We start from the raw sequence: 16,359 nt of genomic DNA on the forward strand, positions 1-16,359 counted from the left end.
CATCTTTGTAGAAATAATACAATTTTACCCCAACAAACCTATAACCAATTAAATACCACTAATTATTAAATTTAAAACCTTTAATAATTAAATTTCCATGGACTGTTTTACGCCAGAACAACGTTCCAAGGTCATGAGCAAAATTCGTGGCACTAATACCAAAGACGAAGTTCGTTTGGCAAAAGCGTTATGGCATATTGGATACCGCTATCGTAAAAATAATAGAAAGGTTTTTGGCACTCCGGATTTGACTTTTACTGCCTTGAAAATTGCGATTTTTGTTGATGGCGAATTCTTTCATGGAAAAGATTGGGAAACGCGAAAAAAACCGCAGAGCAATACCGAATATTGGATTAAAAAAATTGAACGCAACATGAAAAGAGATCTCGAAGTCAATGCTTACTTAGAATCTCATAACTGGAAAGTTTTGCGTTTTTGGAGCAATGATATCAAGAAGAATTTGGGGGCTTGTATTTCAGAAATTCAGAATACGATAATTCTGAGAACAGAAATGTTAACGAAAATTCCACCCTTTTCAGAATGATAAAAAACGATTAAAAATTTCATAATGTTTTATTAACTCACTTGATTTTTTCCCTTAAAAAAGATAGCTTTGAGAGACAATCATAAAATTTAAACCATTATGAAGATTCAAATCAACACCGACAAAAACATTGAGGGACATGCAAGATTAGAAAGCTACTTTTCTGCAGAATTAGAAAAAGGTTTAGCTCGTTTTGAAGACAAAATTACTCGTATTGAAGTTCACTTTGGGGATGAAAATGGGGAAAAATTTGGTTTACATGACAAAAAATGCTTAATCGAAGTACGTCCGCAAAAATTACAGCCAATCACTGTGACAGAACACGCCGAAACATTAGAAAAAGCTTTTAGCGGTGCTTTAAGCAAAATCAAAAAATCACTAACTACAACCTACGAAAAACAAAAAGCTTTTTAAATTCAAAAATTTTATAAAAAGTTACAAAGGCACAAAGGTGCAAAGTTACAAAGGGTAAAAAACTTAGAACCTTTGTCGCTTTGCACCTTTGTTACTTCTTTACGATTTCGGTAAAGGCGCTCCAACCGCAATATCACATCTGTGTCCTGCTTGTCCGTGAGGCGGATTCATACCTTCAGCAACTGTTTGAGTTTGCGTTGTTTCTGTACTTAATAACGCCGGAGTTGGATTGCTTTTTACGTTAAACGATTGTGAAACAGTACCGCTTTCTCCAGCTGTTGGCGATGGCGAATTTAAAGGTGCCCCAACAGGAATATCACATCTATGATTTGGCTGACCATGTGGCGGGTTCATTCCTTTTGCTACTTTTACAGGCGCTGCAACTGTTGCAACTACATTTTTCTGATTTGGATTTACTTGAACCACTTGCGACGACTGAGTTGCTACAACTTGACCTTGTTGTGGCGGCGCCGAATTTAACGGAGCGCCAACAGCTATATCACAACGATGTCCTGGTTGTCCGTGCGCAGGATTCAATCCTTTTGTTTCTCCAAGAACTGTATTTGGATTTGCGGTCTGCGTTTGAACGGCTGGCGCTGCTGTTGCAGCTTTGGCAGTATCTTTCGCAAGTCCGAGTCTTACTAATTCTGATGTTGCTGTATTTTCCTGAGGCTCTAATTCTTTTTTACAAGAAATAAAAAGCAAGGACGAAAAAGCCAACGAACTTATAATGATTTTCGGATTCATATTTGTGGTATTTTATAGCATTCAAATATAAAAATTTTTAAACCATATAAGTAATGCAAGGTAATTTTAGTTTTACTGGGAATTTCTTTACCTATTAATCTCGCAAAGGCGCAGTCCCGAAGCTTCGGGAGCAAAGTATTTTTATATAGATTTAAAAAAGAATTAAGTTAATTATATCTCTATATTATATGAGCTTATATTACTTATGTGGTGGAAAAACTTTAACTTTAAACCTAAATAATCTATCTCATGAAAAAAACTATTCTACTCCTTTTATTCGTTGCTTCTTTTGCAAATGCACAAACTGACAAAGACAAAATCAATCAGACTTTAGATGCTTGGCATAAAGCTGCAGCCGATGTTAAATTTGAAACCTATTTTGATTTAATGGCGGATGATGCGATTTTCATTGGAACTGATGCTACTGAAAATTGGACAAAAAAGAACTTCAAAATTTGGGCAAAACCGTATTTCGACAAAGGAAAAACATGGAAATTTACGGCCATAGAGCGACATATCTTTTTTGATAAAACAGGAACTATTGCCTGGTTTGACGAATTGCTGAATACGCAAATGAAAATCTGCCGTGGATCAGGAGTTTTGGTCAAAGTTGGCAAAGATTGGAAAATTCAGCATTATGTGCTTTCCATGACAATTCCGAATGAGGATGTTGATGCGATTACTAAAATAAAAGCGCCAATTGAAGATGCCTTGATTGGAAAGCTTCAAAAAAAATAAACATTTTCAAGTTTTATTCTGATAATCCTAACTTTTAGAGCGCTTTACAAACTGAATTATTAAAATAATTATAATGCAATTGACAATTTTAGGCACAATTTAGAACTTCAAAATAAAATACTCTCAAAAAATCAATCCATAATTTATAAAATCGACTAAAATACACGCAAGACCACTATTTTAACAGCCCTTAAAATCTAAATATTTAATTTTTTTTAACTTTGACCCCAAAAAAAATAGGGTTCAATAAAGTATTTGAAAAATGAAAATAGAAAGACGCTGGATCATTTCCTTTATTATTATTAGCATTGTTTGTATTACAGGTGCATTTTGGCCGGCAATGACGGAGAATAGTTATGTATTGTCTGAATTTGGTACCAAAGATCATATTGTCCCAGCAGATGTTGCTTGGATGCTTACCTCATCTTGCTTGGTTTTGATTATGACACCAGGATTATCTTTCTTTTATGGCGGAATGGTGGGCAAGAAAAACGTGATTTCGACTATGCTTCAAAGCTTTATTTGTTTGGGAGTTGTTACACTTTTATGGGTTGTAGTCGCATTTAGTCTTGCTTTTGGAGAACCGGTTGGTTTTGGTTCTGGCGAGCATTTTTATAGTTTCTTCGGAAATCCAACTACTTTTGCTTTTATGGATTATGTTGGTGTATTGCCTCATAAACAATTGGCGAGCACAATCCCGTTTATGCTTTTTGCTTTGTTCCAAATGAAATTTGCCATTATCGCTCCGGCAATTATTACAGGTTCATTTGCAGAACGTGTTCGTTTTATCTCTTATTTAATTTTCATTAGTTTATTTACTCTTTTTATATACGCTCCTTTATGCCACGCCGTTTGGTATCCAACAGGTATTTTAGGAAGCTATTTTGGAGTTAAAGATTTCGCAGGAGGAACTGTAGTGCATATGAGTTCTGGTTTTGCCGCTTTGGCCGGAGTTATTGTTTTAGGAAAAAGAAAAAATAGCCAGCATATTCCAACTAATATTCCGTTTGTATTACTAGGAACTGGAATGCTTTGGTTTGGCTGGTTCGGATTCAATGCCGGATCTGCACTTGCTGCAAACGGAACTGCCGCTATGGCTTTTGCAACTACTACAACTTCATCGGCTGCAGCCATGCTGACTTGGATTTTCTTTGACCGAATGAATGGCCGAAAAGTCTCCGCACTTGGTGCCTGTATTGGCGCTGTAGTTGGTCTTGTAGCCATTACTCCAGCTGCTGGTTTCGTTTCTGTTCCAGAAAGTATGTTTTTCGGTTTTGTGACAGCTTTGGTTTCAAACACTGCAGTAAATTGCAAATACTCAAAAAAATTCGACGATACGCTTGACGTTTTCGCTTGTCACGGTGTTGGAGGAATTATGGGAATGATTTTAACTGCCATTTTCGCTCATGGCGAAGATGCAAGCTTGCTTCACGGCGGATGGAACGTATTCGGACACCATATGATGGCGTTGGTTTTGGTTTCAATTTTTACTTTCTTCGGAGCTTATTTCTTATTCAAAGTGACCAATTTTATTATTCCGCTGAGAGTTTCTGAAGAATCAGAACATATTGGACTTGATTTATCGCAACACGACGAAACACTTGACCCCAAGACGAAAGCAATTACAGAACCTCATTACGGTTAAAAAATAAAAGTTGCCACGAATTTCACAAATTTTCACGAATTAATTTATGCGGTTTGAACGAAAAAAAAATTCGTGAAAATTTGTGAAATTCGTGGCGGAAAACTTTTAAACCTAATTCCGCTATTTTCATTCGTTTATATTCCTTAATTTTGCGGAAAATTTTTGTAAAAGTGGGAAGTAAAAATAAACTTAAGAGATTCAGAGAAAACGAAACATTTCAAAACGTTTTTCAGCCAACCAGAGAAGAAGTTGTAGGCGATTTAATGCCTTTAAAAGGAAAATGGAATTCTGATTTCTTTAAAAATGACAATCCATTAGTTTTGGAATTAGGATGTGGAAAAGGAGAATATTCTGTTGGATTAGCTGAAAAATACCCAAACAAAAATTTTATCGGAATTGATATTAAAGGAGCTCGTTTCTGGCGCGGTGCTAAAACTGCTGTTGAAAATGGACTTCATAATGTGGCTTTTGTTCGTACTCAAATCGAATTGATCAATCATATTTTTGCTGAAGGCGAAGTAGATGAAATCTGGATTACTTTCCCAGATCCGCAGATCAAATATAAAAGAACAAAACACAGAATGACCAATTCTGAGTTTCTTCAATTGTATAAAAAAATCCTTAAAAAAGACGGTGTCGTAAACTTAAAAACCGACAGCGAATTCATGCACGGTTATACACTTGGCTTATTGCATGGAGAAGGACACGAAGTGCTTTACGCCAATCATAACGTTTATAAAAATGAAGGAAGTCCTGAAGTTGTGACTTCAATTCAGACATTTTACGAAAAACAATATTTAGAAATTAACAAGGCAATTACGTATATTCGTTTTAAAATTAAAGACTAATTTAATTTCAAAAAAACAAATATTCTAACTGATCCAGCAACTGAATGGCATTATTTACTCCATTACTTTCGGGCTTTATTGCTGCTGCTATTGGGACAATTCCACCGGGATTACTCAATATGACGGCTGCAAAAATAAAATTGAAAGAAGGAAAAAAAAATGCTTTATCATTTGTACTTGGCGCTGTTTTAGTTATTTTTTTTCAGGTTTATATCGCAGTATTGTTTGCTCGTGTTATAGACAATCGGCCAGATGTTATTACCTTATTGCGTGAAGTTGGCTTTGTAATTTTTTCGATTTTAACCATTTATTTTTTGTTTATTGCCAAAGATCCAAAAACAAAGAAAAAGACAAAAATTAAACAGAGCAGCAAAAAAAGCCGTTTCTTTCTCGGAATGCTGTTATCTGGATTGAATTTTTTTCCGATTCCATATTATGTTGTCGTAAGTGTGACATTGGCTTCGTACAATCTTTTTGCATTTGAAAACACTGTTATTCTAACATTTGTATTAGGCTCTGTTCTTGGAGCTTTTGGAATTCTGTACAGTTATATCGCTTTCTTTGGACGAATCGAAAAGAAAACCGATTATTTCATGCGCAACATGAATACGATTATTGGAAGCATTACCGGTTTAGTTGCTGTCGCGACGCTTTTTAATATTTTGAATTATTATTTCGGATAAAAGTATTTGCATATAATATTTCATGCAGATTCAGCCGATTTAAATAGATTTTCTTATTTAATTTATCTGCTTAAATCTGCAATATCTGCGTGAAACAAAAAAAACAAAATCATGGCTGAAGAAAATTTTTTCGAAAGAGTTTATGCGATCGCTAGACAAATTCCGTACGGAAGAGTAACTTCTTATGGCGCAATTGCAAAAGCTTTAGGAACAGCTCGTTCTGCCCGAATGGTCGGCTGGGCGATGAACGCCTGTCATAATATGGATGATGTTCCCGCACACAGAGTCGTTAACCGAAAAGGACTTTTGACAGGAAAACATCATTTTGACGGAACAAATTTAATGCAGCAACTTTTAGAAAACGAAGGTGTGAAAGTTGTCGATAATCAAATTGTTGATTTCGAAAAACATTTTTGGGAACCGGAAGTTGATTTTTAAACCATATAAGTGATATAAGTTCATTTTATGTGTTGCGCATAAATCTCTCGCAAAGTCGCGAAGTCGCAAAGAAAACTTTAAAGAAAAGACTTTGCGACTTCGCGACTTTGCGAGATTAAATCACACAGTCACGCAGTACAAAAATTTAAAATGAACTTATATAACTTATATGGTTCATTTTTTAAATCAGGCAAATCACAAAACTCGTTTTATCTTCATCGGTTTGATAGCTTAAGTAACCGCCGTGTGCTTCGATGATGTTTTTAGAAAGCGTTAAACCAATTCCGGCGCCATCTTTTCTGGTGGTGAAAAATGGAAGGAAAACTTTATCTTGAATTTCCGGCGCAATTCCTTTTCCGTTATCCGAAATCGAAATGAAAAAACGATTATTTTCTGTGTAACTAGAAACATACATTTTCTTTTCTTCCCTTTCTTTCAAGGCATGAATACTGTTTGTAATCAAATTTATAATCACTTGTTCCATCTGGTTTTTATCAATTAAGATGGAACGCGAACTGTGAATTTCATTAATTAATTCAATATTTTCAGCTTTCAAGATGGGACTCATGATGCGGAGACAATCCTCAAAAAGCGCATTTATTGGCGTCATTTGTTTTGTTGGCGTTGGCAACATGGCAAGTTTACGGTAATTCTCAACAAAAACCTGCAAGTGGTCGCTTCGGTTTATAATGGTCGAAATACTGCTTTTAATGTCGTCAAAGTCATCTTCTTCCAAATTTTCCTGGTCGACAATGTGAAGTAAATTCTGCGAAAGCGCACGAATTGGCGTCAAAGAATTCATTAATTCGTGTGAAATAATTTTCATCAAATTAATCCAAGCTTCTTTTTCTTTTTTCTCAATAACTCGCTGAATACTATCCAATAAAATAATAAAATATTCTTTGTTATAACTCTGCGTTCGCGAAGTTTGGAGCATAAACGTCTGCAAATCCTGCTCTTCGATTTTTATAGAAATAGCCGATTTAAGTTCGCTGAAATCTGTTTTTTCAATTTCAAAACAAAGTGATGGAAGGTAATTTTTAAGGTATTTCCAATGACTTACTTTAGGCACTTTAAAAAGATCTGAAAAACAATCGTTCATCAAAAAAACATTCCAATCTTCATTTTCTTTTTCCAAAATCAAAGCCGCACTTTCAATATTATTTAAAAGAGAACGGTAAATCAATTCTTTCGAAATTTGCTCCTGTTGTTGTACTTTCAGCGTTTCATACAAAAGGTACAAACTTTCAAAATTGTCTTTTCTATTCTCTTCAGGGAAATTGGTTGTGAAATCATTCTGAAGAATCGAAAGCACTGTTTTGTCATAAAACAGCAGTTGATTTTTTACAAAAAAATACATTTCGGCAAGCATTATCAAAACAAAAATGCCAACCAAAAGCGCATTATAATAAAACGTTTTATAAATCAGAAAAACGCAGAAAAAAAAGAGTATCATTACAAACAAAACTCTCACAAACAAAGCGTTATAAAATTTCCAGTTTTTCATTGTATTTATTTTTTTTTATGCTGATGAAAATCTAACCGCAAAGGTCGCAAGGATTTTACGCAAGGAACGCTACATATAGCTTTGCGAACTTAATAAAGCAATTACAAACACTACAAAAAAAATACTTTGCGTACTTTGCGGTTAAATTAACGCTTTTACTTTAATTTTTTAGATCGTATTTTTCAATTCTTCTATACAGTGCAGCTCTTGATAATCCTAATTCTTCCGCGGTTTTTGAGATATTTCCGTGATGTTTGAAAAGTGCTTTTTCGATTGCTGTTTTTTCCAATTCAGATAATGGATTTTCGTCATTTTCCTGAATTTCCTCAAAATCTAAAATATCTAAATCATGAACTGAAATTGTATTGTTGTCCGCCAAAATTAGCGCGCGCTCAATCTTATTCTCCATTTCACGAACATTTCCCTTCCACGGATATTTTTCTAGATAAGAAGCCACATTTTCTTCAAAACGCCAATTGTCTTGATTATATTTTTCAGCAATCTGATCCAGAACAAAATGCGCCATTGGCACAATATCTTCTTTTCGTTCGCGCAAAGGCGGCAAATTGATTTCCATGGTATTGATTCGGTACAACAAATCTTCTCTGAAAATCTTATTTTTCACTTCAGCTTTAATATCATTATTTGTAGCTGAAATAATTCGGACATTTAAAGGTCTTGCTTTGCTTTCGCCCAAGCGCGTCACTGTTTTTGTCTGTAAAACGTGCAGCAATTTAGATTGCAGATGAAGTGGAATATTTCCAATTTCGTCCAAAAAAATAGTACCGTTTTGAGCCAATTCAAATCTTCCCGGCGTATCTATTTTTGCATCTGTAAATGCTCCTTTTGCATATCCAAAAAGTTCACTTTCGAATAAATTATCACTCAAAGAACCCAAATCAACATGTACAAACGGTTCGTTTTTTCGTTCAGAATTCTGATGAATAAACTCAGCAAAAACATATTTCCCGGTTCCGTTTTCACCTAAAATCAAAACATTCGCATCGGTTCTTGCTACTTTTTCAGCAATTGAATAGGCTTGTTTTATTTTTTGAGAAGTTCCGGTAAAATATCGTTTTTCTGTCTTTTCAACAACTGGTTTTTTATTGTTTTTTCGACTTTCGGCGACAGCCTTATCAATTGTTTCAAGGAGTTTTTCGTTGTTCCAAGGTTTTAGAACATAATCAAAAGCACCGATTTTTATCCCTTCAACAGCAGTGTCAATTTTTCCAAAAGCGGTCATCAAAATCACAATTGTATTTGGCGAAAGTGTTTTGATTTCTTTCAGCCAATGAATTCCTTCGCGCCCATCTTCAAACCCAATTCGGTAATTCATGTCTAATAAAACAACATTGATGTCATTTTCGGTTAAAGCCGCAATGATTTTTTTCGGACTATTTTCAGTAATAATCGTTTCAAAATGCTTTTTGAGAATCATTTTTGCCGAAAAAAGAATTTCTTCTTGATCGTCAACAATTAATATTTGGGCTTGTTTTTTTCTCATGCTTTATTTTTTTGTCCGATTTTGAACGGTCAACTGTTCATTATCGAACACTCTTTGATTTGGTTGTTTTAAAAAGCTTCTTTAAAATCAATGCTTTACAAATTATAAATTTTGTGGCACAGTATTTACCTATTGGTAATCAGTAAATTATTTAAAAAATGGACACCGTTATTCCTCGTAAAAATAGAAAATTTAGATATCTCACAATAGTAATTGGAGTTTTTTTAGTTTTGGCCACAATTGTCTTTTTTTCGTTTAATACCAAAAGAAGTTTAAATGTAAAAGCTGAAGAACTTTCTGTTCAAAAAGTCGAGAAAGCTTTTTTTGAAGATTTTGTGGTTTTTCAGGCAAAAGTTGAACCTTTGAACGTAATGCTTGTAAACGTTACCGAAGGCGGATCTGTAAAAGAGATTTTTGTTGAAAACGGAGCAATGGTAACAAAAGGCCAATCGCTTGCAAGACTTTACAACCCAAATACCGAACTGAATTACTTGACTCAGGAAACGGCTATTATTGAGCAAATCAACAATTTAAACACAGGAAAACTGAACATCAGAAATCAAGAATTGAATTTAAACAAAGATTTGGTTTTGATCGAACACGATTACAACGACGCCAAAAGATTGTACGACATGAATGCCAAATTGTATGAAAAAGAAGTGATTTCGAAAAACGACTGGAATACTTTTAAAGAAAGCTTGCGTTTTCAGGAAGAACGAAAAAGAACGATTCAGCAAAGTATTCAGAAAGAAAAACAAACCAATCAAATTCAGATTTCACAAATCAATCGTTCTATCCAGACAATGGAAAAAAGTTTGGATATTTTGAGAAACAACAAAAAGAATTTCTTGATAACTGCCCCAGAATCTGGCCGATTAACTTCTTTTGAAGCTGTGTTAGGGCAAAATTTTCAAGCTGGTCAAAGCATTGGAAAAATCGATTCAAAACGCGGTTACAAACTTGCTGCCGATGTTGACGAATTTTATTTGGAAAAAGTTCGCGAGGGCTTAAAAGGTCAAGTAGAATTTAAAGGAAAAACACTTGAAGTTCTTGTAACGAAAGTAATTCCAGAAGTAAAAAGCGGACACTTTACAGTAGAATTGGCTTTTACATCTAAAGAAAATATTGTACTGCAAGACGGACTTAGCTTTGGCGTGAAATTGATTTTATCAGAAAGAAACAAAATTTTAGTGCTGCCAAAAGGAAGCTTTAGCCAAGAAACTGCAGGGAAATGGATTTTTGTAGTAAAAGGAAATAAAGCTGAAAGAAGAAATATAAAATTAGGAAGAGAAAATCCTTCATACTTTGAAGTTCTTGAAGGCTTAAAAGAAGGCGAATCTGTGGTTACTTCATCGTATTCAGACTATAAGGACATTGAGGAACTTTCTATTAATAGTGATCAGTGATCAGGCATTTAGTAGTCAGTTTTCAGTCACAGTTTAAAGTTTTTCAATTTACAATTCATAATTCACAATTATAAAAGTTTCAATCATCAATCAAAAAACGTAATCAACAACATTTAACACCTTTACAAAAATGATAACAATTCAAAATTTAACCAAAGTTTTTAGAACAGAAGAAGTAGAAACATCAGCATTGAGCGGAATTTCTTTAGAAATTAAAAAAGGTGACTTTTTAACTATCATGGGGCCGTCTGGTTGTGGAAAATCGACTTTATTAAATATCATTGGGCTTTTAGACAGCGCTAATGATGGAAGTTATAAATTATTGGATCAAGAAATGATTGGCCTTAAAGAAAAAGGAAGAGCGCAGGTTCGCAAGGAAAATATCGGATTCATTTTTCAGAATTTCAACTTGATCGACGAGCTTTCTGTATATGATAATATTGAACTGCCTTTGTTGTACAATAACGTAAAAGCATCTGAAAGAAAACAAAAAATTGAAGCTATTGCTGAGAAATTGAATATCTCACATCGTTTGAAACATTTTCCGCAACAACTTTCTGGAGGTCAGCAACAAAGAGTTGCCGTTGCAAGAGCTCTTGTAAATGACCCGAAAATAATTCTTGCCGATGAGCCAACAGGAAACTTAGACAGTAAAAACGGTAATGAAGTAATGGAACTTTTAACCGATCTGCACGCAAAAGGCGCAACAATTTTGATGGTAACCCACTCTGATTATGATGCTTCGTTCTCACAAAGAACCATTCATATGAAAGACGGTGTGATATTCTCTGAAAAATTAAACCAGAGAAATGTAGATGTTTTTATGGACGCTAAATAAAGAAAAGATGGTAAAATTTATCGTAGCAGCAATCGTAATTCTGGTAGAATTCGTCTGCAAAATATGGGCTTTGATTTAAAAACTAATCGGGTTTAAAAACCTCAATAACTACAAAACACAAATACCATGATTTCTAACTGGTTTAAAATATTTATTTATCATTTAAAGCAGAGCAAACTTTTTTCGCTTTTAAATGTTTTAGGGTTAAGCATTGGGATTGCCAGCGTAATCTTTGCGATTTTATATTGGAACAACGAACATTCATACGATCAATGGAATCCAAATAAGGAAAACGCTTATATGGTTCTGAATAAAATTGGTCAAACAGGTGATACTTGGGGATCAAACTCTATTCCGTTTGGAGAAACTTGTAAAGCGACAATTTCTGAAATTGAATCTGTTTGTTTCTTTAATACTTGGTATGACGAAGATATCATCAAATCTCAAGGCCAGAAATTAATGGCTAAAAAAATTACCGTAAGTGATGAAAATTTCTTTGATTTTTTTCCTTTCGAAATTCTGAAAGGTGCAAAAACTAATATTTTAAAAGAAAAAAACAGTGTTGCCATTTCGGAAGAACAAGCAAAATTGATTTTCAAAGATGAAAATCCAATTGGAAAAGCGATCGCATACAATACCAAAACATATACTGTTAAAGCTGTTTATCGCATAACTTCGCCTTCATCAATTGAACCAAATTATGTTTTTAGCGGTGTAAAAAAAGAACGCGACATAAACAGCTGGGGAAATTTCAATTACGGCTTGCTTGTAAAAATAAAAAAGGATGCTGATCCTGTTGCCGTTTTAAAGAAAATGCAAAATGTAAATTTTGTGAACCGAACTGTAAAAGATGCCAAAGCAAACGGCCAGACAGTTGAACAATATGTAAAAGAAAACGGCGACATCACTGTTATTTTAGATCAATTGCAAATGTCTCGTTTGCATGGAACAAAAAGTTCGGCAGGACAAAATTTTCCTGAAGGCGTAGGAAATTTAAAACTGCTTTATATTATGGCTGGTCTGTCTATTTTGATTTTAGTTTTATCATTAGTAAACTATATCAATTTAGCAACTGCATCGGCTATTAAACGCGCAAAAGAAGTTGGCGTACGCAAAATTGTGGGCGCTACCAAAAACCAAATTGTCACTCAATTTATATTTGAAACAGCCATAATTGTTGTACTTGCGATTGTGTTTGCACTTGCAATAGTAGAGCTTTCGTTGCCGTATTATAATACATTTTTGAAAAAGACATTAACCATGAATGGGAGTGAATTTTACCTGCAACTCATTATGATTTTTGGATTAGTAATCATTCTTGCAGGTATTTTCCCAGCCATTTACATCTCAAATTTCGAGACTTTAAAAGTATTAAAAGGTAATTTTTCGAGAAGCAAAAGCGGTATCTGGATTCGTAATTCGATGCTTATCTTTCAATTCGGAATTGCAGCGTTTTTTATCATTGGCGCTTTGATTGTCAATTCGCAGGTAAATTATATGATGAATAAAGATCTTGGTTTCAGCGGTGATCAAGTGATTTCAATTCCATACAACAAACCAGACAGGGATAATCGAATCCCGCTATATGAAGCCGATAAACAGCAAATCAAAAAAATATCAGGAGTGCTGGATGTTTCTACTTTTGCAGGAAGTTTTGGCGGAAGCACAAATTCAAGTTCAGGTTTTACACACAATGGTATTTTTGTACAGCCACGAAATGTTGAAATGGATTTTGGTTTCCTTGAAATGATGAAAATCAAAATTGTTGAAGGACGAAGCTTGTCGCCAAAATTTGCTTCAGATAGCGTTAGCAGCATGCTGATAAACGAAACGCTTGCAAAAACACTGAAATTAAAAAATCCGATAAATACTATTATTACCTCGGGCTGGAGCACGGGAGGTGATAATTTGAAATTTAAAATCGTGGGAGTTGTAAAAGATTTTCACATCACAGGTTTGCAGAATAAAGTACCTCCAATGGTTTTTATAAACATCAAAACATTAGGTTGGAACAACTTCAATAATGTTTTTGTAAAAGTATCGCCGAATAATTTAACAGAAACGTTAGAAAAATTGAAATCGTTCTGGGCAAAAAATGTAAACCCTGATTATCCTTTTGAATATGAATTTGTTAACAAAGGATTTGCAAGAACTTATCAAGAACAAATTAAGCAAAAAAACCTATTTTTCATTTTAAATTTGGTTGTAATTATAATTGCTGTGTTCGGATTATTCGCTTTGGCATCATTTTCGATGGAGAGAAGATTGAAAGAAATTGCAATTAGAAAAACGCTAGGCGCAGAAACTGATATTTTGTTGAAAGAATTATCAAAACAATATGTCTTGTTCTGTTTGCTTGGATTTGGAATAGGAATCGTTCCAGCTTATATTTTATTACAAAAATGGCTTGAAGATTACGCATTCAGAATAAACATTTCGACATTGCCATTTTCAATCGCCTTAGTTTCATTATTGATCCTTACGTTGCTGATTGTCTTGACAAAAGCATATCAAGTAACTAAAATAGATGTTTTGAAATATCTAAAATACGAATAACTTGTAGACCATTTTTTTTAGGAAACCCGCCAAATCAGAATCTTGGCGGGTTTCTTTTTGTCTTTTTTCGTCTTAAATTTTTATCTTTTTCATTTAAAATTTATTTTTGTCTGTTTCACTTTTTAAAATCGTTTCGAAAAAATACAACTATATCATTTTGAATAATTTCGATATCAATAAATACGATTCAAAAAAAGTAAGAATCCGAACTTAATCTGTTATCTTTGCAGTCTGAAACAAGTTTAAATAAACATAATGCTTAAACAAGTTTCGTCATTAGAAAACACCTACATTAAAAATGAAATTAGACAGAAAAGAAATTCTTAAAGCTTTAGAAACCATTACTATAGCAGGAGAAGGAAAAAATATGGTTGAAAGCGGTGCTGTTGCCAACGTTATTACATTTGGTGATGAAGTTGTAGTCGATTTAGTACTGCACACACCTGCAATGCACATCAAAAAAAGAGCGGAAGACGATATCAAAAAAACAATCCACGATTTGATTTCGCCAGATGCTAAAGTGAAAGTAAACATCAAAGTTGAGGCTAAGGAAAATCCTAATGAAATAAAAGGAAAAGCAATTCCTGGAATCAAAAATATTATTGCCGTTGCTTCTGGAAAAGGAGGAGTTGGTAAATCTACTGTTACTGCAAATCTTGCTGTGACATTAGCAAAAATGGGCTTTAAAGTTGGGATTTTAGATGCTGATATCTACGGTCCTTCAATGCCGATTATGTTTGATGTTGAAAACGAAAAACCAATTTCGATCACCGTTGACGGAAAATCAAAAATGAAACCTATTGAAAGCTATGAAATCAAAATACTTTCTATCGGTTTTTTTACAGCGCCTAGCCAAGCTGTAATCTGGAGAGGTCCGATGGCCGCAAAAGCATTAAACCAAATGATTTTTGATGCTGATTGGGGAGAATTGGATTTCATGCTTCTAGATTTGCCTCCAGGAACAGGAGATATTCACCTTTCAATTATGCAGTCGCTTCCTATTACAGGAGCTGTTGTAGTAAGTACACCACAGGCAGTCGCTCTTGCTGACGCTAAAAAAGGAGTTGCAATGTTCATGCAGGACAATATCAACGTTCCAGTTTTAGGAATTATTGAAAATATGGCTTACTTTACACCTGAAGAATTGCCAGAAAACAAATATTATATCTTTGGTCAAGAAGGTGCAAAAAACCTTGCTGCAGATTTAGATGTACCATTTTTAGGTGAAGTTCCAATTGTACAGTCTATTCGCGAAGCAGGAGATTACGGTCGTCCAGCAGCTTTACAAACAGCTTCAGTTATTGAAACTGTTTTTGAAGAAATCACTCGAAATGTTGTACAAGAAACTGTAAACAGAAACGAAAACCTTCCTGCAACAGAAGCCATCAAGATTACAACAATGGCAGGATGTTCTGCAGTGAAAAAATAATTAGATAATGAGACAATGTGCCAATTAGATAATGAATTAAATTTTCTAATTGACACATTCTCTAATTGACACATTAATATTATGACAACAGAAGAATTAACAAATAACGTTTTATTAGCTTTAGACGAAATAAGGCCATTCTTAAAATCTGATGGTGGCGATATCACGCTAATTTCGATTGATGAAGACAAGCATGTAAAAGTTCGTCTTGAAGGCGCTTGCATTAGCTGCAGCGTGAATCAAATGACCTTAAAAGCAGGAGTTGAAACTACTATCAAAAAGTATGCACCACAAATTGAAACTGTGGTAAATATCATGTAACAACTCTTTTTGTTTGAAGCCTTTGCGGTTTTGTATTATTAACAAGAATAATATTTCTTTTGAAACTTTTTCTTGGTTTTTTTACTGAAAACAATCAAAACCAATCAAAATATTACAGATTTAGCAAAAAACAACATAAAGATTTAAGAGTTTTAGTTGCGTTATTTTTACTTTTTTAACTTAAATTTGTAAAATAACCCTAAATCTTAAAATTTATGAAACACTATTACACTTTATTTTTATTGTTGTTTTTTGTATCTGTAAATTATGCGCAGCAAACACAAACTCTAATTGTGGACAAGGCTTGGGTAAGTGAAGCTGAAGAATGGTCGGATTTTAAATTTTCAGGGCAAATTGTATTTAACACCAATGCAAGCAGTGAAGAAGGTAGTTTGAGAATTGGCAATTACGATTTTTTATATGATTTTGCTGAAGGAAAAGCAAAGTTTTCAAACAAATCAACGTACAGCACAGCTGAATTTTCACATCCAAGAAAAGTTTCTGTTACCACAGACAAGCAAGGAGTTGTAAATTCAACTTATGAAGGAACATTGATCTTTCAAGGTGATAAAGATTATTATTCTGTAATTGCTATTGTTACACTGCTTGAAAAAAGTGGCAATATGCTGGGTGTAAAAATGCATCTTAAAGAAAATGGTCAAAAAGAATACGCATTTAGCCTAAAACCAAGTTAAAATAAACATAGGATTTTTTCACCTTATAAAATCCTGACCTTAAAAT

General features: G+C 34.0%; 16 protein-coding genes. 13 read left to right on the plus strand and 3 right to left on the minus strand.

Annotated features, from left to right (window positions below):
• Positions 1–97: 97 nt before the first annotated feature.
• Positions 98–544, plus strand: a complete 447-nt coding sequence (locus FND99_RS02455; protein ID WP_144336418.1) for a very short patch repair endonuclease — start codon at positions 98–100, stop codon at positions 542–544.
• Between the two features lie 99 nt (positions 545–643).
• A complete protein-coding gene (locus tag FND99_RS02460; RefSeq protein WP_144336419.1) occupies positions 644–958 on the plus strand; it encodes an HPF/RaiA family ribosome-associated protein in 315 nt (104 codons plus the stop codon).
• A gap of 99 nt (positions 959–1,057) precedes the next feature.
• Here FND99_RS02460 and FND99_RS02465 read toward each other — a convergent pair whose 3' ends face one another.
• Complete coding sequence (locus FND99_RS02465) at positions 1,058–1,705, minus strand: hypothetical protein (protein WP_144336420.1); 648 nt, start codon at positions 1,703–1,705, stop codon at positions 1,058–1,060.
• Between the two features lie 249 nt (positions 1,706–1,954).
• Between FND99_RS02465 and FND99_RS02470 the strand changes: the two genes are divergently transcribed.
• The 5 genes from FND99_RS02470 (at position 1,955) to FND99_RS02490 (ending at position 6,057) form a co-directional block, all read left to right on the plus strand.
• Positions 1,955–2,443, plus strand: a complete 489-nt coding sequence (locus FND99_RS02470) for a nuclear transport factor 2 family protein (protein WP_144336421.1) — start codon at positions 1,955–1,957, stop codon at positions 2,441–2,443.
• A 262-nt stretch (positions 2,444–2,705) separates the two neighbouring features.
• Complete coding sequence (locus FND99_RS02475; protein WP_144336422.1) at positions 2,706–4,088, plus strand: ammonium transporter; 1,383 nt, start codon at positions 2,706–2,708, stop codon at positions 4,086–4,088.
• A gap of 170 nt (positions 4,089–4,258) precedes the next feature.
• Positions 4,259–4,936 carry a tRNA (guanosine(46)-N7)-methyltransferase TrmB gene (trmB, locus tag FND99_RS02480; protein WP_144336423.1) on the plus strand — a complete coding sequence of 226 codons (678 nt, stop codon included), beginning with the start codon at positions 4,259–4,261 and terminating at the stop codon, positions 4,934–4,936.
• A 44-nt stretch (positions 4,937–4,980) separates the two neighbouring features.
• Positions 4,981–5,619 carry a LysE family transporter gene (locus FND99_RS02485; protein ID WP_144336424.1) on the plus strand — a complete coding sequence of 213 codons (639 nt, stop codon included), beginning with the start codon at positions 4,981–4,983 and terminating at the stop codon, positions 5,617–5,619.
• A gap of 111 nt (positions 5,620–5,730) precedes the next feature.
• Positions 5,731–6,057 (plus strand): MGMT family protein, encoded by a 327-nt coding sequence (locus tag FND99_RS02490; protein WP_144336425.1) that lies wholly within the window; start codon positions 5,731–5,733, stop codon positions 6,055–6,057.
• Between the two features lie 181 nt (positions 6,058–6,238).
• Here the strand turns inward: FND99_RS02490 and FND99_RS02495 are convergent, their stop codons facing one another.
• Both FND99_RS02495 and FND99_RS02500 read right to left on the minus strand, forming a co-directional pair.
• Positions 6,239–7,564, minus strand: coding sequence for a sensor histidine kinase (locus FND99_RS02495; RefSeq protein WP_144336426.1), 1,326 nt, complete (start codon positions 7,562–7,564; stop codon positions 6,239–6,241).
• 160 nt (positions 7,565–7,724) lie between these two features.
• The gene (locus FND99_RS02500; protein ID WP_144336427.1) at positions 7,725–9,068 is read right to left on the minus strand and encodes a sigma-54-dependent transcriptional regulator; all 1,344 of its coding nucleotides are present in this window, start codon (positions 9,066–9,068) and stop codon (positions 7,725–7,727) included.
• A 158-nt stretch (positions 9,069–9,226) separates the two neighbouring features.
• On the opposite strand from FND99_RS02500, the gene FND99_RS02505 reads away from it, so the two are divergent.
• The 6 genes from FND99_RS02505 to FND99_RS02530 all read left to right on the plus strand — a co-directional run bounded on the left by FND99_RS02505 (position 9,227) and on the right by FND99_RS02530 (position 16,313).
• Complete coding sequence (locus FND99_RS02505; RefSeq protein WP_144336428.1) at positions 9,227–10,474, plus strand: efflux RND transporter periplasmic adaptor subunit; 1,248 nt, start codon at positions 9,227–9,229, stop codon at positions 10,472–10,474.
• 130 nt (positions 10,475–10,604) lie between these two features.
• The gene (locus tag FND99_RS02510) at positions 10,605–11,312 is read left to right on the plus strand and encodes an ABC transporter ATP-binding protein (protein WP_144336429.1); all 708 of its coding nucleotides are present in this window, start codon (positions 10,605–10,607) and stop codon (positions 11,310–11,312) included.
• A gap of 126 nt (positions 11,313–11,438) precedes the next feature.
• Positions 11,439–13,868 (plus strand): ABC transporter permease, encoded by a 2,430-nt coding sequence (locus FND99_RS02515; RefSeq protein WP_144336430.1) that lies wholly within the window; start codon positions 11,439–11,441, stop codon positions 13,866–13,868.
• A 298-nt stretch (positions 13,869–14,166) separates the two neighbouring features.
• Positions 14,167–15,297, plus strand: coding sequence for an Mrp/NBP35 family ATP-binding protein (locus tag FND99_RS02520; protein ID WP_144336431.1), 1,131 nt, complete (start codon positions 14,167–14,169; stop codon positions 15,295–15,297).
• An 81-nt stretch (positions 15,298–15,378) separates the two neighbouring features.
• Positions 15,379–15,618, plus strand: coding sequence for a NifU family protein (locus tag FND99_RS02525; protein ID WP_026727037.1), 240 nt, complete (start codon positions 15,379–15,381; stop codon positions 15,616–15,618).
• A gap of 215 nt (positions 15,619–15,833) precedes the next feature.
• Positions 15,834–16,313, plus strand: coding sequence for a hypothetical protein (locus FND99_RS02530; RefSeq protein WP_144336432.1), 480 nt, complete (start codon positions 15,834–15,836; stop codon positions 16,311–16,313).
• The last annotated feature ends 46 nt before the right edge of the window (positions 16,314–16,359 follow it).

It is taken from the genome of Flavobacterium daemonense (assembly GCF_007341385.1).
Lineage (GTDB): Bacteria > Bacteroidota > Bacteroidia > Flavobacteriales > Flavobacteriaceae > Flavobacterium > Flavobacterium daemonense.